Source organism: Sinosporangium siamense, assembly GCF_016863435.1.
Classification (GTDB): Bacteria; Actinomycetota; Actinomycetes; order Streptosporangiales; family Streptosporangiaceae; genus Sinosporangium; species Sinosporangium siamense.
In genome coordinates, this window is the sequence record NZ_BOOW01000035.1 from 96,748 (window position 1) to 119,878 (window position 23,131).

Sequence of the window (23,131 nt, forward strand, 5' to 3'; positions counted from 1 at the left end):
AAGGGTGTCCGATCACCTTCCACGCGCTGGAGGACCCCGATGACAGCAACAACCACCGAAAGCACGCGTACTACTGTCCGTGACCCGCGCTCCTTCGTCTCAGCGCAGGTGTGGGAGCGCGAAATCAAGCTGCTGACTCGAGACCACCCCTGGGACACCGTGATGGCCGAGCGCTGCTTTGGCCAGGCCGTGGCCTATCTGATCACCGCGATGGAGAAGTTCGGCCGGCGTCTTGGACTGGGCTGCGGCCCGCTGATCGACATCGCCGTCCACGGGTTCATTCTCGACACCGTGAACTATCGGGACTTCTGCGCCAGGAACTTCAGCGGCGGGTTCCTGGAGCACACGCCGGAGATCGAGTTCAAGTACGACGGATCCGTCATGAAGACCGCACACGTCATCGAGAGCAACGGCTTCGCCGTCGACTGGCCGCTCTGGGAGCGCGACGGCAGCAAGTGCACCCCGTGCCACCCCGGCTCCGACTGCCATTGACTCTTGCGGAGTGTTGCTCTCGGTACATTGACGGCGGCACGGGGCGGTCCGCAATCACCGGTGATCATGTATGGGTGTGGGTAGCGTGAGCGGGGTCCTGTCGCCGCCGTAAAGGTCTCGCAGCGTTGACCACACCCGTTCACCCCACACACGCCACCGGTCCCTCGGAGTACTGGGACCGGTACGGCATCGGCCAGGCCGACACCGAGACGCCCGAAGAAGCGCTCAAACACGCCTTCGGCTGGTGCCAGTACAAAGGGCACGGCCCCGGTGACGAACTCCTCGGCCAACCCGCCACAGCCCTGGAACTGGGGTTCGGCCGCGGCAACGCGGTGGCCGCCCTCGCCGCGAAAGGCATTACCACCCACGGCGTGGACATCTCGTCCGTCCAGTGCCAGCGCGCGGCCGCGCGGTGGGGGCATCTGCCCGGCGTCGACTTCATCCAGGCCGACGTCCTCGACTACCTCGCCGATGTGGCCGGGCGCCGCTGGGATGCGATCTACTCCATCTGGGGCGCAGCCTGGTTCACCGACCCGGCCCGCCTGCTGCCCGCCGTACTCGACCGCCTGGAGCCTGGCGGGCGCCTCGCCTTCTCCCACGCACCTGCCGTCCCCGGCGCCTACGGCCCACAAGGCATTTACGGAGCCGGGTTCACGGGGCCCCAAGTGTGGCTGTACCGGTGGGCCTACGAAGCAGCGACCTGGGCCGACATCCTGTCCGATCATGGCTACGTGGATGTGGACGCACGCATTCACCCTGCACCCGAGCAGGAACTGCTGGGCACCCTCATCGTGAGCGCCCGCCGTCCTCCCGACAATCTGAGTGACTAAGCGAGTGACAACGGCCACGCACGAAAGCGAACGGCCTTGAACCGACTGGGATGCTACGGCCAGGTGAGGGCATGTATCGCCCCCACCCCTAGGCCCACCCAATCAGGTTCGGGACGAAGAGGCCGTGGGTTCATATCCCGCCACCCCGACCCAGTTGAAAGGCCACTTCCGACCTTCGGAAGTGGCCGTTTTGATCTCCGTTCAGCTGCGAAGTACAGCAGCGGGCGGCGGCTGCCTCACGTCCCGAGCGTGCCACCGAGCTTCCTGAGCGCCTCCTCCGTGGCCTCATCGGTTGCTTCGGTGTAGACCTTCGTGGTCACGGCTATCTGGCTGTGCCATGCTGCTCGGGGCCGATCGGAGGCCTGCCAGGTGATGCTGTTCAGCGCTGAGCGGCACTACTGGCCGCCCTCTTCCTTGTCGGCCGCGGACATGGCGAGCATGTCGTCGACGCACCTGCGCATCAGTTGCTCGAACTGAACGAGGTCCCGGTCGCTCCATTCGGCGAACGCGGAGTCGACGAGCCTCTCCCGGGCCGCCTCGAGCGCGTCCGTGATGCGACGGCCCGCACTGGTGATCACGGCTTCCTTGACCCGTCGGTCCGCCGGGTTCGGACGCCGCTCGATCAAGCCGAGTTCGGCGAGTTTGGCCACCTGCCGGCTGACGGTGGTGTGGTCGCGTCCTGCCCGTTCGGCGAGTTCGACCACGCCGATCGGCCCGAACCGCCGGATTCCGACGATCAGTTTGAACAACGCGCGGTCGAGATCGATGCCTGCTTCGGCCATGAGGGCCTCGTCGCGTTGCGGCAGGTTCATGAGCGCGATCAGGTCGACGAGCGATTCATGCAGGCGCCGGAACGCGATGTGCCGGCGGTGTCGGGAAGCCATGCTCGCCACCGATGCCTTACGTGCCCTTGCGGACGGACGGGGAGGTGCCAAGGCGAGAATACCGGCAGCCTCCGGTAGGCCGGCGGTGCCCGGGGGAGACGCCGCCTTCGCATGGCGATGACGCGGATGCGGATGGCGAGGCGTGGCGGGGGCCGCGCCGTTCCCGCGATGGGTGATCGGTCACCTCATGACCGGCGTGGGAACGGATGGTCAGGGCGATCACCTCCGTGTAGATGCGCTCATAATACACATAATTTCCCGCCACTGGGACAGTGTGGTCGCAACACTTGGAGCAGAATTTCTTCCATGCGTGAAGGGTCGTGAAAGACCAGTTCAAGACGCCTTTCTCGATGGCCGGGAAGTTGCCGGGGCGATGTGTCGGCCATGGGGAAACGTTTGACGACCGCTTCGGCTGCGAAGCATACTCCGTGCTAAATACACCTAAAGTCAGGTCGGGCGGGATGGGCTGCCCGGCCGACCGCCACCGACGGAAAGGTGAACCGTGGCACGCAACGAAGACCTTGACGTGATCATCTGTGGTTCCGGCGCGGCGGGATTGACCCTCGCCATCGATCTCGCCCGCAGGAACATCGCGTTTCGGTTGATCGACAAGGCGCCGCACCCGTTCATCGGCTCACGCGGCAAGGGCATCCAGCCGCGCACCGAGGAGGTGTTCGAGGACCTCGGCGTGGTCGACCGGATCGTCGCCTCGGGGGGCGCGTATCCTCCCCTGCGCACCTACACCCACGACGGACCGGTCGACAAGCACGCCGGGATCCTGCCTGAGCCGACGCCTGCCGAGCCGTACCAGATCCCGCTGCTCGTTCCGCAGTTCCTCACCGAGCGCCGGCTGCGGGAGCGGCTGACCGAACTCGGCCACGCCCCGGAGTACGGCTGCGAACTCGTTGGCTTCGATCAGGACGCCGACGGCGTGACCGCGCGGATCGCCGCCCCCGACGGGGAGCGGACCGTGCGAGCCGCTTACCTGGTCGGCGCCGACGGCGGATCGAGCTTCGTCCGCAAGGCCCTCGGCATCGAGTTCCGCGGGAAGTCCCTCAACGTGCGGGCGCTCGTGGCCGACGTGCGGGTCGACGGCGCCTCGTCGCGCGTCTGGCACCGCTGGGGCAACGAGAAGCCCGAGCGGAGCGTCTCGCTGTGCCCGCTCCACGGCACCGACATGTTCCAGTACATGGCCCCGGTCCCCCTCGACGTGGACGTCGACCTCTCGGCCGAAGGGCTCACCGCCCTGCTCCATGAGCGCGGCGGCCAAGACGACATCGTGATCCGCGAGGTGTCCTGGGCATCGGTGTTCACGATGCAGGCCCGGCTGGCCGACGCCTACCGGCGTGGGCGCGTGCTCCTGGCCGGGGACGCCGCGCACTGCCATCCGCCGACCGGCGGGCAGGGGCTGAACACGAGTATCCAGGACGCCTACAACCTTGGCTGGAAGCTCGCCGCCGTGCTCGACGGCGCGCCGGAGTCGCTGCTGGCGACCTACGAGGAGGAGCGCCGACCGGTCGCCGAGGCGGTCCTCGGCCTGTCCAAGAAGCTGCTCGAAGCGGCCAAGAACCTCGACATGCGCCGGGGCCGCGAGGTGACCCAGCTCGATGTCGGCTACCCGGACTCGTCCCTGTCGCTCACCGGCCTGGAGCCCTACAAGGGCGTGGCGTCCGGCGACCGCGCGCCCGACGCTCCCGTCACCGGCGCGGGCGGGCTCGCCACGCGGTTGTTCAGCCTGTTCCAGGGACCACACTGGACCCTGCTTGGCTACAAGCCCGGCGACACCCCGGTCCCGGAACCGCGCAGAGGCCTGCGCATCCACATCATCGGCGGCGACATCCTCGACACCGGAGGCCACGTCCAGAGCGCGTACGGGCTGTCGCCCGAGCAGTGGGCGCTCATCCGGCCGGACGGATACGTCGCGGCCGTGGCCGGCACCGCCGAACTCGGCGCGATCGAGGCCTACCTCGACGGCGTCGGCGTCCGTCCCGTGCGGTGACGCGTCTCCATTCGAACACGACAGGTCCGCGCCCAGACGGCGGGATCGCCGGGTTCAGGCGACGCGGACACTGAGCGGTGGTCGCGGATCCCGGTGCCGGAACGACCCGAGGGCTTCACGGAAGCTTCACGATCTCGCCCGTACGGGCCACACAGCACACCGGTTTCCTAGCGGTCATGGACAGCTCTCACCTCACGCGAAAACTCGTGGTCGCCGCCCATGCCGGGCTGGCCGGGTCACTGGTCGGCGCCACCGCCCTGCACATCGGATGGGCGAAGCAGGTGGACACCGTGCGGCACACGGTCAGTGACTACGCGCTGAGCGAGAACGCTGCCGCGGTCTTCGCCGGAACCGTGGCCAGCCTCTCGGCGGGTTCGGCGGCGCTGCTCGCCGGACTCGTGCGGTCCCGGCTGCCGATCGGAGCGCCGGCGACCGCGCTGCTGGGCGTGTGGTGCGGTGGCATGGCGCTCACCGGGATCTTCCGGACCGATCCGCAGGGCGGCGTCCCCACGGCCCGCGGGCTGACGCACCGATACGCGGCGGGCGGCGCGATCGCGACACTCCCGGCCGTCGGGCTCCTGATCGCCCGGCGGCTGCAGGGCATGCCCGGCTGGGAGAGGAAGGCGCGGACCCTGCGCCGCATCTCCTGGGCGAGCGCCGCCGGCGGCCTCGCCTTCCTGGCCACGCACTTGTCCGCCACGGCCGCCCGGCCCACCCCTGCCGTGCGGGCGATCGGCGGCTGGCTGGGCCTGGCCGAGCGGGCGGCCCTAACCCTGGAGCTGAGCCTGCTGTTCCAACTGGCCGAGGCGGTGCATGCGAGCCGGGAGGAACGGTGACCTGGCTCGCCATCGGCCTGGCGCTGCTGAACGCGTGCTGCTTCACGGCCGGGACCTGGCTGCAGCACAGTGTTTCGGGGGACGCGCCGTCCCTGATGGCGGCGGCGCGGCGGCCCCGTTGGCTGGCCGGTCTGGCGCTGCTGGCGACCGGGGCGATGTTCCAGGTCATCGCGCTGCGGCTGGCCCCGGTGACCGTGGTCGAACCGGCGGGCGTGATCGGGATCGTGGTGGGCGTGCTGCTGGGGCTGCGGGCGCGCAGCGACCGGCTTCGCCGGAGCACCGGGTGGGCGCTGGCGGCGGTCCTCGTCGGGACGACGGCGTTCGCGGTGCTCGCCGCGCTGAACACCGTGCCCGTCCCGATCACCACGGGTGCGCTGCTCACGGTCGGTGCGGCGGTCTCCGCCGTGGTGGCCGGCTGCTGGCTTGCCACCCGCCTGCTCAACGGCCGGGCGAGGTTCCTGGTGCTGGGAGTGGGCGGGGGCACCGCCTACGGCTGCACCTCCACGCTCGTGCGGGCCGCCACGGAGCGGTACGCGGCGCACGGCGCCGGCCTGGAACTGCTCGGCATCCTCATCGGTCTCGCGGCGGCGATCCTCGCGGGCTTCTGGCTCGTGCAGCGCGCCCACGCCGACGGGCCGCCCGAGGGCACGGTGGCGAACCTCACCGTCACGGACCCGCTGGTCGCCGTCTCCATCGGCATTGGCGTACTCGGTGAGGCACCCGGCCTGACCTGGCCGATCGCCGGTCTGGGACTGGTCTTCGCCGCCCTTGCGATCGGCGGGGTCCTCCGCCTCTCCCGCGACATCCCCACCGGCCCCGACTCCTCCCAAGAACCTCCTTCCCGCGGCGCCTCTCACGACAGGAGCATCACATGCCCGGCGACCACACCCAGCGCATCGTCATCGGCGCGGACACCTATCCTCCCGACGTCAACGGCGCGGCGAACTTCGCGCACCGCCTGGCCGTCGGGCTCGCCGAGCGTGGTCACGACGTCCACGTGATCTGCCCCGCCACCCAGAACGCCGTGTCCGAGCGCGTCATGCGCGGCGGGCCGACGGTCCACCGCCTCGCCTCTTACGGCACCCCGTTCCATCCCAGCTTCCGCGTCTGCGTGCCCTGGCGGATCCGCGGAGCGGCCGCCCGGTTGCTGGACCGCATCGCACCCGACGTGGTTCACGTACAGTCCCATTTCGGCGTAGGCAGGACGCTGACCGCCATCGCGCGGCGTACGGGCGTGCCAGTGCTGGCGACCAACCACTTCATGCCGGAGAACCTCATCGGCTACGCCCCGCTGCCCGGCCGGCTCGCCACCGCGATCTGCCGGCTGGCCTGGCGTGACTTCCTCCGGGTCTTCGGCCGGGCGCGGATCGTCACCGCGCCCACCCCCCGCGCCGTACGGTTGCTGTGCGAGCAGGGCCTGGACGGCACGATCCTTCCGGTGTCCTGCGGGCTGGATCTGCGCCGCTTCGCCCAGTCTCCGGCGAGGAGGGCGGACGACGGATCGCGCGTGCTGTTCGTGGGCCGGTTGGACGCGGAGAAGAACGTGGACGTCCTCCTGCGCGCCCTGCCGCTGCTACACGAGCGGCTTCCGGTCACGGTCGAGATCGTGGGCGACGGCTCCCGCCGCGGCGAACTGGAGGGTCTCGCCCGCGCGCTCGGCGTCGCCGACAGCGTCGTCTTCCACGGCCTCGTCGACGACCAGGAGGTCTTGGACGCCTACGCCCGCTGCGACGTGTTCTGCATGCCCGGTACGGCTGAGCTGCAGAGCCTCGCTACCATGGAGGCCATGGCCGCCGGAAAGCCCGTCGTCGCCGCCGACGCCATGGCCCTGCCCCACCTGGTGCGCCCGGGAGTCAACGGACTGCTCTTCCCGCCCGGCGACGTCTCGGCGCTGGCCGCGGCCCTCGGCTCGGTGCTGGGCGACCCCGTGGCCCGGACGCGCATGGGCGACGCCAGCCGCGAGACCGTTGCCCGGCATGACATCGCGGACACTCTTGACACCTTCGAGACCCTCTACCAGGAAGCGGCCGAAACACCCCGGCACTTCCGGATCGCCCGGGACGGGGACAGGCATGAGCACCCAGCGCATTCTGGTCGTTGACGACGAGCCCAAGATTCGTATGACGGTACGCGGCTATCTGGAGGCGGACGGCTTTGAGGTTTTGGAGGCCCCGGACGGGCCGTCGGGCCTCGCCTCGGTCGCCCGCGAACAGCCCGATCTGGTGGTACTCGACGTGATGCTGCCCGGACTCGACGGGTTCGAGGTGCTGCGCCGGATCCGTGTCACGAGTCAGGTGCCGGTGATCCTGCTGACGGCGCGAACGGAGGAGGTGGACCGGGTCATCGGCTTCACGGCGGGCAGTGACGACTACGTCACCAAGCCGTTCAGCGCCCGGGAGCTCGCCCTGCGGGCGCGGGCCATCCTGCGCCGGGCGGACGGCCCGGACCCGGCGCCCGAGGACCGCACCCTGCGTTTCGAGGGGCTGGTCATCGATCCCGACGCGCGTACCGTCGTCGCCGAGGCCGGCCGTACGGTGGAGTTGTCCGCGCTCGACTTCGACCTGCTGGTGGTCCTGGCCCGCGCGCCGGGCCGGGTGTTCACCCGCCGGGGGCTGATCGATCACGTATGGGGCCGCGACTTCTTCGGCGACGAACGCGTGGTGGACGTCCACATCCGCACGCTGCGGCGCGCGCTCGGCGACGACGCGAACGCGCCCCGCTTCGTGGGCACGGTGCGGGCCATCGGCTACCGTTTCCTGGCCCGGCCCGCCGGATGAACCGCCGGGGAGCCGTGCGGACCGTGGCGACGCGTATCTCGGTCGGCGGCGCGGCACGGGAGCTGACGTCGGCCGTGCGCGTGGTGCGGTCCCGCGCGGCGATGGCGGTCACGGCGCTGTGGTGGCGGCTGCCACCGCTCGTCCGCCGAATGTCGTCCCGCGCGGCGAAGCCGGTCGTGGCGTTGTGGCGATTGCTGCCGCCGCTGCCGTTGACCGTCCGCCTGGCGTTGTCTCATGTGGCGGTGCTGGCCGTGACGCTCATGGCGGTGAACATCGCCGCGGACGTCCTGGCCGGCGTCGACGACTACAGCGAGCTCCATAGGAGCTTCTCCAGCCTCGAATCGGCGGTGGTCGAGTTGCTCGCCCGGGGCATTCAGGAGAAGGTCGGCATCGGACTGGTCTGGCCCGCGCTGACCGTCGGCCTTGTCACGGCGCTCGTGTTGTCCTTGGGGTTCTCCCGGTTCCTGCTGCGGCCGCTGCGTCAGGTCAGCGCCTCGACCCACCGCCTCGCGGAAGGGCACTACGACGACGTCCTCGACGTCCCATGCGAGCCGGGGCTGGCCGCCCTGGTCGAGGACGTCAACCGGCTGGCGGCGGCGCTCGCCGACATGGAGCGCCGCCGCGCCCGCCTCGTCTCGGAGATTGCCCACGAGATGCGCACCCCTCTCACCATCCTCAGCGGTCAGATCGAGGGAATGGCCGACGGCATCTTCGCCCCCGACGACCTCATGTTCGCCTCCCTCGCCGACGACCTCAACCGGCTGCGGCGCCTCGCGGACGACCTGTCCAACCTCTCTCGTGTCGAGGAGGGCGCGTTCGTCCTGCACCACACGCCCACCGATGTGACCGCGCTGGCGGTGAGCACCGCCGAACGGCTGCGGCCCCAGTTCGACGACGGCGGGATCACGCTCAGCACGTTCCCGGGTCCACCGGTCATGGCTCTGCTCGACGCGGGCCGCATCACCCAGGTGCTGGTCAACCTCCTGGGCAACGCCCTAGTCGCCTGCGATCCCGGCGGCCGGGTGGCGGTGAGCGTGAACGCCACCCACGACCCGGAGCCGCAGGTCGAGATCCGCGTCCAGGACACCGGTATCGGCATCGCCGCCCACGACCTCACACGGATCTTCACCCGTTTCGAACGCGTCCAGCACCCGGAACGCCCGGCCCCCGCGGGCGGCAGCGGCATCGGCCTGACCATCGCCCGCGGCATCGTCCGCGCCCATGGCGGCAACATCACGGCCACCTCGCGGGGCCTGGGCCTAGGGGCGACCTTCATCGTCCGCCTCCCACTACGTCCGGGCCAGCCGGCCTGATCCCGTTTCTCCGCATCGCGTACGCGGCTCTCCGCATCGCGTACGCGGCCGGTGCGCCGAGGTGTCCGCCGGCGAGAAGGCTCCGTAGCGGTCGCCGGGCCATCAGCGGGCCGCTAAGGGCGGCCAACGGGGTTGGTCATGGCCACTCGCGGGGAGCCCTACGCCCAGCTCACGGCCCGTATGGCCTGCGATCGGACCGATTTGCAAGCAGGTGTCCGCCACGGCTCTGTGGGCCGCCGCCCGCCGACTCGTACGGCGGCGCCGGAGGGGAGTTCGACTCCCTGGGGCGGCACCGCAAGGACACCGTCGTGGAGCTCGGCCATGAACCAGCGGTAGCTTTCGCCGGCTTCGCCGTACTCGATGGTGTGCAGCATCACGCCGAGCGCCTGGCTGTGGGCGATCGGGCGGCGGCTGGTGGGTGGGCCAAAGGAGGCCGAGAACTCGCGCACTCCAAGGAAGGGCTGGGTGAAGCAGGCGCCGCGTGCGACCCGGCGGCGGGACCGGTCGCGGTATCTGGCCTCCGGGTCGGTGGCGCGCGGGCGTGGGCCGACCTGGGCGTAGATGCGATAAGCGACGTCGCGTAGGTGCACCATGTTGCACTGGTCGCGGTCGCCCTCGGCGTCGAAGCGGACCGAGGTGTCGGTCATCGCATCCCGGATCCAGCTCGTGGTCAGCATTGAGGAGACCTCGTTGCGGCGGATCGATGACCAGCGGACCGGTTTCAGCACATCGACGTATTCGATTTGGTAGTTAAATTAGGGCTTCCGGAAGATCGCCTCCAGGACTCCTCTGGCCGCCGACGGGGTCATCATCGGATAGCTCAAGTCTTGAACTCGGGCCGGGTGAAGCATGCGTAAGGGCCCTCCACTTCCACTTTCAGTCTCGCGCGGCTGGGGAGGCCGCCGTGGTGCCCGAAGACGATGGCCGCCGTGATCCTTAAGCCCTGCTGGTCCAGCCAGGTCCCGGCATGTTTGTGCATGCCTCCCACTCGGCCGCCGTGACTTTCTGCGTGAATCGGGCGTTCTGCCAATCACAGCTGCCTTTCCCGACGTCGTGAACCAGACCCAATGCGCAGCCACCGGGGCGGCATCGAAAGGCTCACCGAATGCACCTGCCAGGCGGCCCGTGCACGCAGATGATCGTCGAGCCTATGACGAAGTCCGTCTGCCGCCCTTGTGCTATGCGCCAATAGCTGATCAGCCATGCCGCTCCCTCCCGATCCTTGAGCCAGATGCACTGTAGGAGATAGCGCCGACATTTTTCGGCGCAGACAAAAACCAACCACCAGAGCGGTTATACATTCGCCGAAATTTGTTACGGTGAGTCACCTTTGTCGCAATTGACCAACTATCGCCACTTTCGCGGCATACCACACATCATCATTGTTTCGATCCTCGGCCTTTACTAGTTGCAGGAAGGCCGCTGGGCGCCGACTGACACTGTACAAGGATCCTAGATTCGGCGATCACGACAGACAAGCCGTCCATTCAATGACCATGTATGTTCAGCCAAAAGAAGTACCGAGACTTTCTGGACGGCACATCACTGACCCTGTAGCCTCAGACAGCCAACACACAGGACGTAGTGGCACGTTTACCAACCGTTTCTATGTGCGGCCTACACAGCTGAGGCTTCACATCACCAGGAGGCGAGCACACCGCGGACCTGCCCACTTCCTCTCCTGCGTCGCCGCGGAGCCCATCAATCGCGGGCTAGGAATGTGAGCCTTGCCGAGGCGATACAAGGTCAAGGATCATGGCAGCCAAACCACGGAGGCGGACGCTATTCCTCAAGGAAGAGCTGTGCCCCGGGTGCATGCATCGCAGAGGCAACACCGGGGCTTATGAGCGATACGGTAGCACGTCAAAGGAGAGGTGTAACCAGAGGTGAACACGGCCGAATCCCTACGGCTACGGGATCTGCTGTCACCTACGCGCATTGCCGAGTATGAGATGCTTTGTGGCGGACAACTCACACGCGCCCTGCGGCTCCACTGTTGGAACACCGAGATAAGCGAAGCGTTCTACGGACCGCTCCAGTACCTCGAACTTGCGCTCCGTACAGTGATCACACGCGAGATGTCCGCCCTGCTCGGGCAGCCAGATTGGTGGGATAACCCCACTGCCGACCTACACTTCGGCGCCGCGCAACGAATCGGCGAAGCACGCCGCCAGCTTGCCAGATCCGGACTTTCGGGAACCGCAGAGCAGATCACGGACGAACTTCCATTCGGATTCTGGGTGTCCTTGCTCGGCTCCGGCAACACCTACGACCAGCGATTCTGGCGCACCGGGCTCCATCGCGCCTTTCCCGGCTACAGAGGACGCCGACGAGATCTTCACCGCAAACTCGACTACCTGCGCATCCTCCGAAACAAGATCGCACACCATGGAGCGATCCATCACCGACACCTCAGCGCGGACCATGATGCGGTCCTGGAGTGCCTCGGCTTTATCGCCCCTGAGCTGGCCACCGTCGTACGACGGTACAGTCGAGTGCCCGTCGTGCTCGCCCGCCGCCCCACCTGACACACATCTGTCCGTACTCTTCTCTTCATGTCGATGTAGCCCGCCTGACCTGCCGTTGAGCATGTCAGCCAGAAGATCGGCACTGATGTCGGGATGCATCGGCCGTACGAGCTGAGTCACTCGACGTTTACCGGATAGTCCAAGACGCCCGGTGCTGACGTCGTGTACTCGGGATCAGTGTCGTCAGTAGACATCTGCTGCGGTGCAGACATAGTGGCAATGTTCACCCCCTCGGAGGGGCGGCGCCAGCCTTGCCGGACACGATGAGGTCACCGACGCAACCTGATCATTGTGATGCTCATTGCCCTCGGAAGGCTGGTACTGGCCCGGGAGCGGCTGACGGGGGTGCTGCACTCCCGCCTTGCGATGCTCACCGATCCCCGAGGACCGGTGCTGCCCCGATCCGCGTGTTTACGTGGTGCCGGTGGAGGTGTTGCGATGCTCACCGATCCCTGAGGACCGGTGCTGGGACAAAGAGTTCGTGGTCAACGCCAGAAGCACTCAGGTTGCGATGCTCACCGATCCCTGAGGACCGGTGCTGTTTTGCGGGACTTCCAACTTCCGGCCGGCGGCACAGGTTGCGATGCTCACCGATCCCTGAGGACCGGTGCTGACCGGCGGCACACACCGCTTCACCCTCGCCGGATCCGTTGCGATGCTCACCGATCCCTGAGGACCGGTGCTGGGCTCCCCAGCAGGCAATACGTCTGCGAGGGGTACTCCTACTCGCAGACTCGAGAGCCTAAATATCACCAATGCACCAATTAACGCTTCGGAACGCCTGGCGTGTCGCATGAGCACTAGAGGTTCCTAGATCACTCGGCAATACACCCAAAACAGCACTTCAGGCCAGAAACGCCTGCATATGCGCGATGAACTGGAGAGGCTCGACGACGTCGATGGGACTGATAGCTGTTCTCTTCTCAAACAACTGAAAATGTTCAGCCTAAACCAGGATCACGCACTCCTCATCATCCGATCCACTCAACGATCCCCCAACACCTCGATTCGTCCTTCTAGTCATTGATATGACTAGCCTTGCAGGGGACCGTAATACGTTGGGCTGGTTCGGGCCGTAGTCGGAGCCACAGGTTAGGACTGGTTCTTCGGGGGGGTTGTCAAAGCCTTCTCTCCCGTCAATCGGACAATCTCGCGGTCGGCGAATCCGCGCGGTCCCGCGCGCGGAGGATGAGGTGGGGAGTGCCGGTGACCGGCGTGGGGATGACATGCGCGTCGACGCCGAACACCTCTCCGACAAGGCGGGGAGTGAGGATGTCGTAGGGGGCGCCGTGGGCGACGACACGGCCGGCGGCCAAGACGTAGAGACGGTCGCAGTAGGCGGCGGCGAGATTGAGGTCGTGCAGGGCGGCGACGACCGTGGTGCCGGTCGAGGCGACCAGGTCGAGCAGTTCGAACTGGTGGCGCACGTCGAGGTGGTTGGTGGGTTCGTCGAGCACCAGGACGGGTGCCTGCTGGGCCAGGGCCCGTGCCAGCAGCACACGCTGCTTCTCTCCGCCGGACAGGGTCCCGTAGCGGCGGTCGGCCAAATGGGCCACCCCCGTGTGAGCGAGAGCGCCGGCGACGACGGCGTTGTCCTCGGCGGTGTCGGCGGCGAATGGGCGTTTGTGAGGGGTGCGCCCCATCGCGGCCATCTCCCAGGCCGTGACGTCGAAGTCGGAGCGGGTCTCCTGGGGCAGCGCGGCGACCAGCCGGGCGGCGCGGCGCGGCGTGAGCCGCCACAGGTCCTCGCCACCGACGGTGATGGTTCCCCTGCTGAGGGGCAGATGCCGGTAGACGGCCCGCAGGAGGGTGCTCTTGCCGCTGCCGTTCGGGCCGACGACCCCCACACACGTCCCCGAGGGCGCGGTGAGGTCGACGCCGTTCACGATCGGGGTTCCGGCGACGGCGACGTGCACGTCGTGGAGGGTAAGGCTTGTCAAGACGTTCACAATCCGGTGGTGTCGCGGGCTCGGCTGTGCACGAGCCAGAGGAACAGCGGAGCGCCGATGACGCTGGTGACGATCCCGACCGGGAGCTCTTGCGGGTGCAGGGCGGTGCGTGCGGCGATGTCCACGAGCACGAGGAAGCCGGCGCCGGCGAGTGCCGCTACGGGGAGGAGGCGGCGGTGGTCGCTGCCGACGAGCAGCCGCGCCGCGTGCGGAATGATCAGGCCGATGAAGCCGACCCCTCCGGCCAGGGCGACCATGACGCCGGTGAGCAGCGCGATCAGCAGGAACAGGTGCCGGCGCAGGCGGGTGGCGGAGATGCCGAGAGCGGCGGCGGTCTCGTCGCCTAGTAGGAGGGTGTTCAGCGGTCTCGCCTGCGCGAGCAGAGCGAGCATCGTGAGGGCGAGCACGAACGCGGGCAGCCCCAGCGCCGCCCAGTTCGCCTCGGCGAGGCTGCCGAACAGCCAGAACAGCACCGAATGGGTGGTGCCTGGATCGTCGGCCTGGAGCACGAGGAAGCTGGTGAGACCGGACAGGGCGTAGGTGACGGCCATCCCGGCGAGAATGAGGCGCAGCGGCGCGAGAGTGCCTCCAGCGCGGGCCAAGGCGTAGACGACGGCGAACGCGGCCAGTGCGCCGGCAAAGGCCGCCATCCCGGTGGAGGCGCCGCCGAGGGGGGACACGCCGGTCACGATCACGGCCACCGCCCCCACGGCGGCGCCATAGGTCAGACCGAGGACATACGGATCGGCCAGTGGGTTGCGCACGAGTGCCTGGGTGGCGGCTCCGGAGACGGCGAGTCCCGCGCCCACCAGCGCGGCGAGCAGTGCCCTGGGCAGTCTGAGGTTCCACACCACGGTGTCCTGACTGGCGCTCCATTCGGTGGGGTCTTCCTGGCCGGTCAGGTGCTGAACGATGATGCGGAATACGGTGCCGGCCGGGATGTCGACCGTGCCGAGCAGAACGGATGCGGCGAGGCCCGCGATGAGCACGCCGACCAGGGCGATGTAGGCGGCCGAGGTGATGCGGCCGTCCCGTGCCCGTGGGCGGGTCTTCTTCGGGGGTGGCCCGGCCGGGCGCGGGTTCATGAGGCGGGATGCAACTGGCCGGCGAGTTCGACCACGGCATCCGCGTTGCGGACACCGCCGACCGAGGCCGACTCGTAGACCAGCCGGGCGAACCGCCGCTCGGTCACCGCGCGCACCCCGCGCAGGGCCGCGTTGCCGGTCAGGAACTTCTCGGCTTCGGCGAAGCGGGCCTCGTTGGCGGCGGGGTCGCCCTTGTCGTAGACGACGATCAGAATGACCTGCGGGTCACGGGCGACCACCTCCTCCCAGCCGACCTTGGTGTAGGCCTGGTTCCGGTCACCGAAGACGTTGCGGCCACCGGCGGTCTCGATGACCGCGTTGACGGCCTGCCGGTTGCCGGGCGCGTAAGGGGTGGCGGTCCCCTCGTCGTATTCGAACGGAAACACCGTGGGCCTCTCGGCGTCGGCGAGTCTTCCGGCCTTCGCCTTCACCGCGGCGACCTTCTGCTCCATATCGGCGATGACCTGTCTCGCCCGGTCGGGCACCCCGAAAATCAGGCCGAGGTTCTCAAGGTCGCGCCGTACCAGCCCGAAGTCGGTCTGCGGGGCGGTCACCGCCGACTTGCACGCGGTGGAAAGAGCCAGATAGGAGGGTATTCCGGCGCCCGCCAGCTCAGCCTGTGAGATCGCGCCGGCCGCCTCGAAGTTGCTGGCGAATCCGCCGAGGACCAGATCGGGATCGGCCGACAGCAACTCCTCCTTCGGCACCGGCTTGTATCCGCTGCCCGCGGTGTACTTCCCCGACAGTGAGGGGATGCGGGCGATCTGTGCCGAGAACCGCTGCGGCAGGCTGCCCGGCCGCGGCTCCTGTCCCACCGCCGCCACCCGGTCGCCGAGGCCGAGCCAGAGCATCAGCTCCAGCACACTCGGCGTGAGCACTACGACGCGCTTGGGCGGGGAATCGACGACGGATTTGACGCCGTTGCAGTCGGTGACGGTGGCTGCGGTGGATTCGGGTGTCCCGGTGGCCGGCGTTCGGGCCGGATGAGCTTGCCGGCCGGAGGTGTCCGCGCATGCGGCTGCCAGCAGCATCGCCGCCGCTGCGGCCAGCGACACGGCGGTGCGAAGCGTCCGCGCGCCTCCGGCGGACCTTGATCGCCTGTAGTGGAAGCCGTGCACCGGCATGTCCATCAAGACGGACCTTTCTCAGATGGTTGGACGGCGTTCCCCGACCGCTGAGGCGGAGCCGTTCCGGTCGAATCGGCGGTTTCGCGCCCGCCGAGGAGCTTTGGGCGGGCGACGAGAGCGGCGAGTACGGCAAAGCCCGCAGCCACGGCGAACACGACGGCCGACGGCGTGCCCGAACCGGCGAGCGTGCCTGCCACGAGGTTGCCCAGCGCCGATCCGGCGAAGGTCGCCGTGATCCCCCAGGAGAAGGCCTCGGTGAGGGTCCCCTCCGGGGAGCATCGGCCGACGAGCTCGAAGTTGCAGATGACGAAGGGGGCGAGGAAGAAGCCGGCGGACACCGACAGCGCCACAAGCGCGGGCACGTTCGGGGCGGCGGCGAGCAGCAAGACGCCGCAGGCATATCCCGCCAGGATCACCCGCAGGCGGGCGGAGGCGTCGGAGCGCCACGACCTGGCGCCGTAGAGCAGCCCGCCGATCAGACTCCCGGCGCCGAACGCCGCCAGCGCCATGCCCCCGGCGGCGGGGTCGGACTCCGCGTCGGCGAACTCCACGAAGCCGAGGCGCAGCACACCGAGCAGCGCCCCGGTGAGCACGGACACGGCCAGCAGGAGAAGGACACCCGGCGACTTCAGCGGCCCGGCCAGGCTGCCCGCGCGGCGGGCAGGCGTCCAGGAACGCGACGGCGGCAACGTGCTGAACCAGAGTGTGCCGGCGAGAAGCACGAATGCGCAGCCGCCCACCGCCCAGCTCGGTCCCGCCGCCGCGCTGACGGCGGTGACCAGCAGTGGCCCGGCGATCAACGCGAGATCAAGCACCATGGCGTCGACGGTCAGCGCGGTGCGCCGGATCCCCTCGTCGGCGATCACCGAGGTCCACAGAGCCCGGGCCGCGGCGGCCACGGGGGGCAGCGACAACCCCACCGCCGCGGCCCAGCCGGCGAGAACCTCCGTGCTCGGCGCCAGGTGGGCCGCCAGCAGCAGGCCGGTGAACGCCAAAGCGTTGACGCCGGCAGCGATCGTCAGCGGCCGGGTGTGCCCGAATCGGTCGACGAGGCGGCCGTGCACCGGCACCCCGACGGCGTAGGCCACGCCGCTCGCGGCGGTGACCACCCCCGCGGCCAGATAGGAACCGGTCCGCTCCACTGCCAGCAGCAGCACCGCGAAGACGTACGCCTGCAGGGGCACTCGTGCGCACACACCCACCACCAGCAGTGACGGCACCCACCTGTGCCGCCATAACCGCAGGTATTGGGACGCCGATCCGCTCACCCGATGGCACTGCCGGCCGAGGTATCGGCCGGATGTGCTGCGACAAGCCGGCGGGGAACGGTGAGGCCGGCCCGGCTAATCCCCGCAGGCATGCCGGTCTCGCCCAGCACTGGCACCCCGGCACCGAACATATACATCGCTCCTTCAGAGAACCCGTCAAGGCCGAGCGCCTCGTCGAGCTCCTCGTCCCGGAACGCGGCACTCTGCCAGGCGCCCAATCCGACAGCGGTCGACGTCAACACAAAGGTCTGTCCCAGATGCCCGGCCGACAGCAACGTAACCCGCAACGCCCGCGAATGCCGGTACTTATACATAGTCCGCTCGAAAACCACAGTTACAAAGCAGACGAAAGCCGAGGGTGTGCACATCTCCGACTCATAGGTGAGCCGGTGCAGCCGCGCCCGGTCGAAATCCGCGTCGACGAGTTCCAGCGCGTGCACCTCGGCGTTGTAGTGGTAGAGCCCCGGCGGCACGTCTTGAACGTCGAGCACCGCGACATAGCCCTCCAACTCGTGCCGGGCTCCTCCGCACGGACTGGTTCGCAGCATCAACGTGCCGAGATCACCGGCGTCGTACAACTGCATCGGGGCGAACGTGTAAAACAGCGTCGTCGACAACTGCGCCAGGCTCACGGCCTCACCGGTGAAGACGCGGTGTGTCCGCCGCCGCGTCAGCACATCCCCGAAGGTGTCCCCGAGCGGCAGGAACGCGCGCGGCAGATAGACGCGCGGTGCGTCGGGATAGGACTTGAAGATGGGCGGCGGAGTTCCACCGGTCTGCCGCACCCAGCGCGCGTCCGAGCGGCGCTGCTCCAGGCTGTCGCCGGTATAGATCGTGTTGCGGGTGCCGAAATGGAAGAAGCGCGCCTCCTCCCCCCAGTCGCGCCACGCTTCCAGGAAGCGCTCTTCCCGCGACTCGCCCTGCCGGTCGATCAGCAATCCGGCTTCGGCGAGCGACAGGACGGCCTCCCGCACCGACTCCGCGTCGAACTCACCAAGAGAGGCGGCGACCTTCTCCACCGTCGACCAGTCCGTGAAGTGCTCCAGAAGTTCCACCGCCTGCGGGTCCACGGCCACCGCGTTTTCGGCCTCGGTGTCGGTGGAGCGGCGCTCCAGGTAGTTCTCGGCCGTCAACTCTCCGTCGTGCCAATAGATCACCAATGTTCGCGCCCGCCGGAACTCCGTCTGCGTCACGCAAGCTCCTCCCGCTCTCATCGTGCAAGGGCAACCCGACCCGACCGGTCGCCGCCGGAGGCTCCGGCGGCGACCGTCTTCAACCCGCCTGGATCTGTCAGCCGTGGTTGTTCAGTAGCCGGCTGCGGGTCTTCTTCCGACGGACGACAATCTTGAGCGGCTTCTTGACCATGGAAGCCTCCTCTCCCGGAAGCGACTGGATCGACTTCCGGTCGTAGCCAGCGGATGTTTGATTAGTCGGCCGACTGGGCGCCCTAGTTCCCATAGATCGTGGCCTTTTTATGGATTGAGCCAGATATGCGGAAATTCGCGCCTTAGGCGGCACGGTCGTTTAGGCGGCACGGTCGTTTAGGCGGCACGGTCGTTTAGGCGGCACGGTCGTTTAGGCGGCACGGTCGGCCGCCAGCAGGGAGGAGATGAGTTGGCTGCGGGCCCGCGCCACCCGGGAGCGCACCGTGCCGATCGGGCAGCCGAGCAGCACAGCGGCCTCGGCATAGGACACTCCTGCCACCTGGGTGAGCAGGAACGCCTCACGCCGCTCGCGCGGGACATCGGCCAGCAACTCGGTCAGCGCGATTCCGTCCTCCATTCCGGGTAATCCGCGCGGGCGACGCCCTTCGGCGGCGGCCTGCCAATCGGAAAGGCCGGCGACGACAGGCCGCGTGGCAGCCGCGCGGAAGCGGTCCACGACCACGCGGCGCGCGATGGAGATCAACCATGTGCGGGCTGAGGACGTCCCATTGAACCTGGGCAGACTTCCCAGAACTCGCAGGAACGTCTCCTGGGTGAGGTCGTCGGCGGATTGGTCATCAGTCAGATGGGCTACGAAGCGTCGTACATCTACATAAGCGGCCTGGACGAAGGCTGTCGTGTGCGCATCCGCGCCATCACGGGCGTGGAGCGCCAGCGCCGTAAGCCGTTCGTCGTCGACGGCTCGCCAGCCACCATGGGCGGCAGTCATGCTGATCACCTCTTGGTCGGCGGAAAGACAGTGCTGGGACAGGTCAGAGCCACCTGGCCATGGACCGGGACAGCCGCATATCAGCGCATGGACAAGCGGCGCCGCGAGCGGGACAACCGCCAGGTCCGCGTGACACTTCGCCGAGCGCCGTGCGTGGTGGGCATCCGGCGACGGCTCCGAGTGCCGGCCACCGGCCGGACGGGCAGGGGATGGGCTGGGCTATGGCTCGATCGGATCGACATGGCACGCCCCGCCGTACGGGGCAGGTGATGTGCTCTTGAGACGAGCAGGTCCAAGCGCGGCGCGAACGGGCCCCCGGCCGCGGGCACGCGTCAAACACGGCCGGCGGCCGACGAAGCCACGAGGTCTCCGGGCACGCCGGGCAGGACTGCTTGACGAGCGAGTCGCGGGCCGAAGGTGTGGCGTCGGAAGCCGGTGCCGCGCGACAGGACCGGCCGTCAGCCGGTGTGCGTCACCACCGGAGGACCGCGCCGGTGAATGGCCGATACGATCACGCGCAGAATGGGCGACTCCAGCACTTCCGGAGGCGCGGCATATCGCGGCGCTGCGACGCCGGGGGGTACGGCGAGCGGCCAAAGCCATAGGGCGAGCGTGGGTCCGCCCCACAGCCGGAGCATGAGCCCGAGGGCGCTCTCCCCGCGGTAGAGCCACCATCCGGTCAGCACGGCCACGACGAGGTGGACGGCCGCCATGCCTAGGCCCGATCCCCGATGTGCGCCGTGGAACTCCGGCAGCGGCGAGGCCCAGCCGAACATCTGGTGCAGCAGAGTTTGCACGCCGACCGAAGCCGCCAGCACGGTCCTCGGCCCACGTTCACGTCCCGTGAGCGCGTAAGCAAAGATCAGCGCACCGAGGAACCCCAGTCCGAGCGCGGCCGGCACCACCGCGCCGCCACCCGCCAAAGCATGACCCGCGGCCGACACCGTTGCGCACACCACCGCGAACACGCCGGCTCGCGTCAGACGCAGGGGCCGGCCGCCGGGGGTCACGATCGGTATCGTCTCAGCCGCCCGGTCTCTTGGGAAGAAGGTCTGAAGCCGCTGATTCCGAATAGCTCAGCGGAGGAGCGCTTCGTTCACACCGAAGAGGTCCCCCGTTCGATCCCGTCATCGCCCCCCTCTTTGACAGCTTCAGTCCGTCCCCGGCGAGTGGCGTCGGGTGCCGCGGCGGTGGGAGTCGAGGATCATGAGGGTTTTGGTGCCGATGATGTGGCCGCTGCGGCGCATCTTGTCGATGACTTCCTTGAGGTGCTGGACGCCGGCGACGCGGACGCGGACGAGGGCATCGGGGTCGCCGGCGACGGTGAAGACCTCGACGACCTCGGGGAGGTCGATCACGGTGCCGGTGATGGATTCGACGTTGGTGTCGCCGGCGAAGCGGAGTTCGGTGAAGGCTTCGATGCTGTCGCCGAGGCGGCTGTGGTCGAGGATGGCGGTGTAGCCGGCGATCACGCCGGCTCGTTCGAGCCGGTCGATGCGGCGTTTCACGGGTGCGGGCGACAGGTTCACCTCTTCGGCGATGTTGAGGATGCTTCGCCGTCCGTCCTGGACCAGGAGGTCGAGGATCTTGCGGTCCACGCTGTCGAGTTCCACCGAATCGTTCACCCAGGCAGGGTATGTCCCGCGCTTGATTTCATCAACATTGCCCCCTCCAACGTCTCATAGTTTGCGCCGTGGGCAATCTCTGAGCTATTTGATTGCGCGGCTAGGGGGTTTGGAGTGAAATGCTCCACGACGGATGTCCTCCCCCACCTTGAAGTGAGACTCCCCTATGCCCGACATGCCTGGCGAGGAGCTGCCGTTGCAGCTGCTCGATCCGTCCGGTGCGCTGCGTGCCGACGACCGATTGCCGCTCGATCTCTCGACCGTCGACCTCCCCGGGCTCTACCGCGACATGGTGCTCAGCCGGCGGATCGACACCGAGGCCATCGCCTTGCAGCGTCAGGGTGAGCTCGGCCTGTGGCCGTCGATGTCCGGGCAGGAGGGGGCTCAAGTGGGGGCGGGCCGTGCGCTGCGGGAGCAGGACATGACCTTCCCGAGCTATCGGGAGCACGCGGTCGCGTGGTGCCGGGGCGTGGAGCCGACGAGTCTGCTCGGGTTGTTCCGGGGCACGACGCTCGGCGGCTGGCGGGCCGAGGACAACAACTTCAACCTCTACACGCTGGTGATCGGCGCGCAGACGCTGCACGCGACGGGCTACGCGATGGGCATTGTGCGCGACAACCTGGTCGGCAACGGCGACAACGCGCGTGACACGGCGGTGTTGTGTTTTCACGGCGACGGGGCGCTCAGCGAGGGTGAGACGAACGAGGCATATGTGTGGGCCGCCACGCAGAACCTGCCGATCGTGTTCTTCTGCCAGAACAACCAGTGGGCGATCTCGGCGCCCTACTCCACCCAGAGCCGCGTGCCCGCGGCCCGGCGGGCGGACGGTTTCGGTTTTCCCGGGGTGCGGGTCGACGGCAACGACGTGCTGGCCTGCCTGGCCGCCACGCGCCAGGCGCTGGACGCGGCGCGGCGCGGGGACGGGCCGACGCTGATCGAGGCGTATACCTATCGGCTCAACCCGCACACGACGTCCGACGACGCCGGGCGATACCGTTCGCCGGCCGAGGACGAGGTGTGGCGCGAACGCGATCCGATCACCCGGTTGCGCCTCCACCTGGAGAGCACCGGCGCCGTCTCCGAGACCTTCTTCACCGATCTCGACGACGACGCCCAGCGTCTCGCCGAACGGATGCGTGCCGGTTGCCGGGCCTTGCCGGACCCCGACCCCGATTCACCGTTCCTCCACACCTATGCGGAGATGCCCGACACGCTGCGCGCCCAGCTCGCCGAGCACCGTGACTTCATCGCCTCGCTCGACGCCCAGGAGGTGCCCGCATGATCACGACGCTCGCCAAGGCGATCAACGAGGGGCTGCGCGACGCCATGCGCCGCGACGACAAGGTCATGCTGCTCGGTCAGGACATCGGGCAGCTCGGGGGCGTGTTCCGGGTCACCGACGGGTTGCGCAAGGAGTTCGGCGAGTTACGGGTCATGGACGCGCCGCTGGGCGAGGCCGGCATCGTGGGGACGGCGATCGGGCTGGCCATGCGTGGTTATCGTCCGGTGTGCGAGATCCAGTTCGACGGGTTCGTGTTCCCCGGCGTCAACCAGATGATCACTCAGCTCGCGAAATATCGCCACCGGTCCGGCGGGGAGATCAGTCTGCCGGTCGTGATCCGCGTGCCGTACGGCGGAGGCATCGGTGCCATCGAACACCACTCGGAGTCGCCCGAGAGCTATTTCGCGCACACCCCCGGGCTGAAGGTCGTGACCTGCGCCTCCCCGCAGGACGCCTACCAGATGATCGGCCAGGCCATCGCCTCCGACGACCCGGTGATCTTCCTTGAGCCCAAACGCCGCTACTGGGAGAAGGGTGACGTCGAGCGCAGCCCCGATCCCGCTCCGCTCCACGCTGCCCGGGTGCTCCGTACCGGCGACGACCTGACCTTGGTGGCCTACGGGCCTTTGGTGAAGACCGCCCTGGAGTGTGCGGAGGTGGCGGCCGAGGAGGGGCACAGCCTGGAGGTCATCGACCTGCGGTCGCTCGCGCCGCTGGACCTGACGGCGGTGTTCGCGTCGGTGCGGAGGACCGGGCGGCTCGTGGTGGCCCACGAGGCGTCGCTGAGCCACGGCCTGGGCGCGGAGATCGCGGCACGTGTACAGGACCATGCCTTTTACTCCCTGGAGGCGCCGGTGATCAGGGTGGCCGGTTATGACACGCCTTATCCGCCGAGCCGGCTGGAGGAGCACTGGCTGCCCGGTGTGGAGCGCATTCTCGACGCCGTCGACCGCAGTCTCGCGTACTAGAAGGGTTTGCGAAG

Annotated in this window: 22 protein-coding genes and 1 CRISPR repeat array; of the genes, 10 read left to right on the forward strand and 12 right to left on the reverse strand. The window is 68.4% G+C overall.

Annotation, left to right across the window (positions count from 1 at the left end; translation table 11 throughout):
- The first annotated feature begins 39 nt into the window (after positions 1-39).
- The gene (locus Ssi02_RS27235; RefSeq protein WP_204030423.1) at positions 40-492 is read left to right on the forward strand and encodes a glycine-rich domain-containing protein; all 453 of its coding nucleotides are present in this window, start codon (positions 40-42) and stop codon (positions 490-492) included.
- A 125-nt stretch (positions 493-617) separates the two neighbouring features.
- A complete protein-coding gene (locus Ssi02_RS27240; protein ID WP_204030424.1) occupies positions 618-1,322 on the forward strand; it encodes a class I SAM-dependent methyltransferase in 705 nt (234 codons plus the stop codon).
- A 395-nt stretch (positions 1,323-1,717) separates the two neighbouring features.
- Here the strand turns inward: Ssi02_RS27240 and Ssi02_RS27245 are convergent, their stop codons facing one another.
- Positions 1,718-2,206 (reverse strand): MarR family winged helix-turn-helix transcriptional regulator, encoded by a 489-nt coding sequence (locus Ssi02_RS27245; protein ID WP_204030425.1) that lies wholly within the window; start codon positions 2,204-2,206, stop codon positions 1,718-1,720.
- A 502-nt stretch (positions 2,207-2,708) separates the two neighbouring features.
- Here Ssi02_RS27245 and Ssi02_RS27250 point away from each other — a divergent pair.
- From Ssi02_RS27250 to Ssi02_RS27270, 6 genes are all read left to right on the forward strand, one after another.
- A complete protein-coding gene (locus Ssi02_RS27250) occupies positions 2,709-4,205 on the forward strand; it encodes an FAD-dependent oxidoreductase (RefSeq protein WP_204030426.1) in 1,497 nt (498 codons plus the stop codon).
- Between the two features lie 176 nt (positions 4,206-4,381).
- Complete coding sequence (locus Ssi02_RS27255) at positions 4,382-5,041, forward strand: DUF998 domain-containing protein (RefSeq protein ID WP_204030427.1); 660 nt, start codon at positions 4,382-4,384, stop codon at positions 5,039-5,041.
- Positions 5,038-6,042 (forward strand): hypothetical protein, encoded by a 1,005-nt coding sequence (locus tag Ssi02_RS38900; protein WP_239129790.1) that lies wholly within the window; start codon positions 5,038-5,040, stop codon positions 6,040-6,042. The genes Ssi02_RS27255 and Ssi02_RS38900 overlap by 4 nt, the downstream gene beginning before the upstream one ends.
- Positions 5,943-7,142 carry a glycosyltransferase gene (locus Ssi02_RS27260; RefSeq protein ID WP_239129827.1) on the forward strand — a complete coding sequence of 400 codons (1,200 nt, stop codon included), beginning with the start codon at positions 5,943-5,945 and terminating at the stop codon, positions 7,140-7,142. Before Ssi02_RS38900 ends, Ssi02_RS27260 begins: the two co-directional genes overlap by 100 nt.
- Positions 7,114-7,818, forward strand: coding sequence for a response regulator (locus tag Ssi02_RS27265; RefSeq protein ID WP_189249994.1), 705 nt, complete (start codon positions 7,114-7,116; stop codon positions 7,816-7,818). The genes Ssi02_RS27260 and Ssi02_RS27265 overlap by 29 nt, the downstream gene beginning before the upstream one ends.
- A gap of 23 nt (positions 7,819-7,841) precedes the next feature.
- Positions 7,842-9,131 carry a sensor histidine kinase gene (locus Ssi02_RS27270; protein ID WP_204030429.1) on the forward strand — a complete coding sequence of 430 codons (1,290 nt, stop codon included), beginning with the start codon at positions 7,842-7,844 and terminating at the stop codon, positions 9,129-9,131.
- Positions 9,132-9,289: 158 nt separating this feature from the next.
- Here the strand turns inward: Ssi02_RS27270 and Ssi02_RS27275 are convergent, their stop codons facing one another.
- The 11 genes from Ssi02_RS27275 to Ssi02_RS27320 form a co-directional block, all read right to left on the reverse strand.
- A complete protein-coding gene (locus Ssi02_RS27275) occupies positions 9,290-9,859 on the reverse strand; it encodes a Cas5 family CRISPR-associated protein (protein WP_239129793.1) in 570 nt (189 codons plus the stop codon).
- Positions 9,860-9,951: 92 nt separating this feature from the next.
- Complete coding sequence (cas5, locus tag Ssi02_RS38905) at positions 9,952-10,110, reverse strand: CRISPR-associated protein Cas5 (protein ID WP_239129796.1); 159 nt, start codon at positions 10,108-10,110, stop codon at positions 9,952-9,954.
- A 1,150-nt stretch (positions 10,111-11,260) separates the two neighbouring features.
- A complete protein-coding gene (locus Ssi02_RS27280) occupies positions 11,261-11,758 on the reverse strand; it encodes a hypothetical protein (RefSeq protein WP_204030430.1) in 498 nt (165 codons plus the stop codon).
- A gap of 261 nt (positions 11,759-12,019) precedes the next feature.
- A CRISPR array of direct repeats spans positions 12,020-12,344; the repeat unit is 36 nt; unit sequence GTTGCGATGCTCACCGATCCCTGAGGACCGGTGCTG.
- Positions 12,345-12,795: 451 nt separating this feature from the next.
- Entirely contained in the window at positions 12,796-13,599 is an 804-nt protein-coding gene (locus Ssi02_RS27285) for an ABC transporter ATP-binding protein (protein ID WP_204030431.1), read from the reverse strand.
- Between the two features lie 5 nt (positions 13,600-13,604).
- Positions 13,605-14,693: a FecCD family ABC transporter permease gene (locus Ssi02_RS27290; protein WP_204030432.1), complete on the reverse strand. Its 1,089-nt coding sequence runs from the start codon at positions 14,691-14,693 to the stop codon at positions 13,605-13,607.
- Positions 14,690-15,823 (reverse strand): ABC transporter substrate-binding protein, encoded by a 1,134-nt coding sequence (locus tag Ssi02_RS27295; protein ID WP_204030433.1) that lies wholly within the window; start codon positions 15,821-15,823, stop codon positions 14,690-14,692. Before Ssi02_RS27295 ends, Ssi02_RS27290 begins: the two co-directional genes overlap by 4 nt.
- Positions 15,823-17,088, reverse strand: a complete 1,266-nt coding sequence (locus tag Ssi02_RS27300) for an MFS transporter (RefSeq protein ID WP_204030434.1) — start codon at positions 17,086-17,088, stop codon at positions 15,823-15,825. Before Ssi02_RS27300 ends, Ssi02_RS27295 begins: the two co-directional genes overlap by 1 nt.
- Positions 17,085-18,281 (reverse strand): SagB/ThcOx family dehydrogenase, encoded by a 1,197-nt coding sequence (locus tag Ssi02_RS27305; protein WP_204030435.1) that lies wholly within the window; start codon positions 18,279-18,281, stop codon positions 17,085-17,087. The genes Ssi02_RS27300 and Ssi02_RS27305 overlap by 4 nt, the downstream gene beginning before the upstream one ends.
- A gap of 382 nt (positions 18,282-18,663) precedes the next feature.
- The gene (locus Ssi02_RS27310; protein WP_204030436.1) at positions 18,664-19,242 is read right to left on the reverse strand and encodes a sigma-70 family RNA polymerase sigma factor; all 579 of its coding nucleotides are present in this window, start codon (positions 19,240-19,242) and stop codon (positions 18,664-18,666) included.
- 458 nt (positions 19,243-19,700) lie between these two features.
- Positions 19,701-20,252 carry a hypothetical protein gene (locus tag Ssi02_RS27315; protein ID WP_204030437.1) on the reverse strand — a complete coding sequence of 184 codons (552 nt, stop codon included), beginning with the start codon at positions 20,250-20,252 and terminating at the stop codon, positions 19,701-19,703.
- 141 nt (positions 20,253-20,393) lie between these two features.
- Positions 20,394-20,894 (reverse strand): Lrp/AsnC family transcriptional regulator, encoded by a 501-nt coding sequence (locus tag Ssi02_RS27320; RefSeq protein ID WP_204030468.1) that lies wholly within the window; start codon positions 20,892-20,894, stop codon positions 20,394-20,396.
- Between the two features lie 139 nt (positions 20,895-21,033).
- Between Ssi02_RS27320 and Ssi02_RS27325 the strand changes: the two genes are divergently transcribed.
- The gene (locus Ssi02_RS27325; RefSeq protein WP_204030438.1) at positions 21,034-22,149 is read left to right on the forward strand and encodes a thiamine pyrophosphate-dependent dehydrogenase E1 component subunit alpha; all 1,116 of its coding nucleotides are present in this window, start codon (positions 21,034-21,036) and stop codon (positions 22,147-22,149) included.
- On the forward strand, positions 22,146-23,117 hold the full coding sequence (locus tag Ssi02_RS27330) for an alpha-ketoacid dehydrogenase subunit beta (RefSeq protein WP_204030439.1): 972 nt from the start codon (positions 22,146-22,148) through the stop codon (positions 23,115-23,117). Before Ssi02_RS27325 ends, Ssi02_RS27330 begins: the two co-directional genes overlap by 4 nt.
- The last annotated feature ends 14 nt before the right edge of the window (positions 23,118-23,131 follow it).

Bases quoted from the DNA above. Each gene is read 5' to 3' on its own strand.
- Ssi02_RS27310 (WP_204030436.1), bottom strand. From the start codon at position 19,242: ATGACTGCCGCCCATGGTGGCTGGCGAGCCGTCGACGACGAACGGCTT.
- Ssi02_RS27290 (WP_204030432.1), bottom strand. From the start codon at position 14,693: ATGAACCCGCGCCCGGCCGGGCCACCCCCGAAGAAGACCCGCCCACGG.
- Ssi02_RS27245 (WP_204030425.1), bottom strand. From the start codon at position 2,206: ATGGCTTCCCGACACCGCCGGCACATCGCGTTCCGGCGCCTGCATGAA.
- Ssi02_RS27295 (WP_204030433.1), bottom strand. From the start codon at position 15,823: ATGGACATGCCGGTGCACGGCTTCCACTACAGGCGATCAAGGTCCGCC.
- cas5 (WP_239129796.1), bottom strand. From the start codon at position 10,110: ATGCACAAACATGCCGGGACCTGGCTGGACCAGCAGGGCTTAAGGATC.
- Ssi02_RS27280 (WP_204030430.1), bottom strand. From the start codon at position 11,758: ATGCATCCCGACATCAGTGCCGATCTTCTGGCTGACATGCTCAACGGC.
- Ssi02_RS27330 (WP_204030439.1), top strand. From the start codon at position 22,146: ATGATCACGACGCTCGCCAAGGCGATCAACGAGGGGCTGCGCGACGCC.
- Ssi02_RS27325 (WP_204030438.1), top strand. From the start codon at position 21,034: ATGCCCGACATGCCTGGCGAGGAGCTGCCGTTGCAGCTGCTCGATCCG.
- Ssi02_RS27265 (WP_189249994.1), top strand. From the start codon at position 7,114: ATGAGCACCCAGCGCATTCTGGTCGTTGACGACGAGCCCAAGATTCGT.
- Ssi02_RS27255 (WP_204030427.1), top strand. From the start codon at position 4,382: ATGGACAGCTCTCACCTCACGCGAAAACTCGTGGTCGCCGCCCATGCC.
- Ssi02_RS27235 (WP_204030423.1), top strand. From the start codon at position 40: ATGACAGCAACAACCACCGAAAGCACGCGTACTACTGTCCGTGACCCG.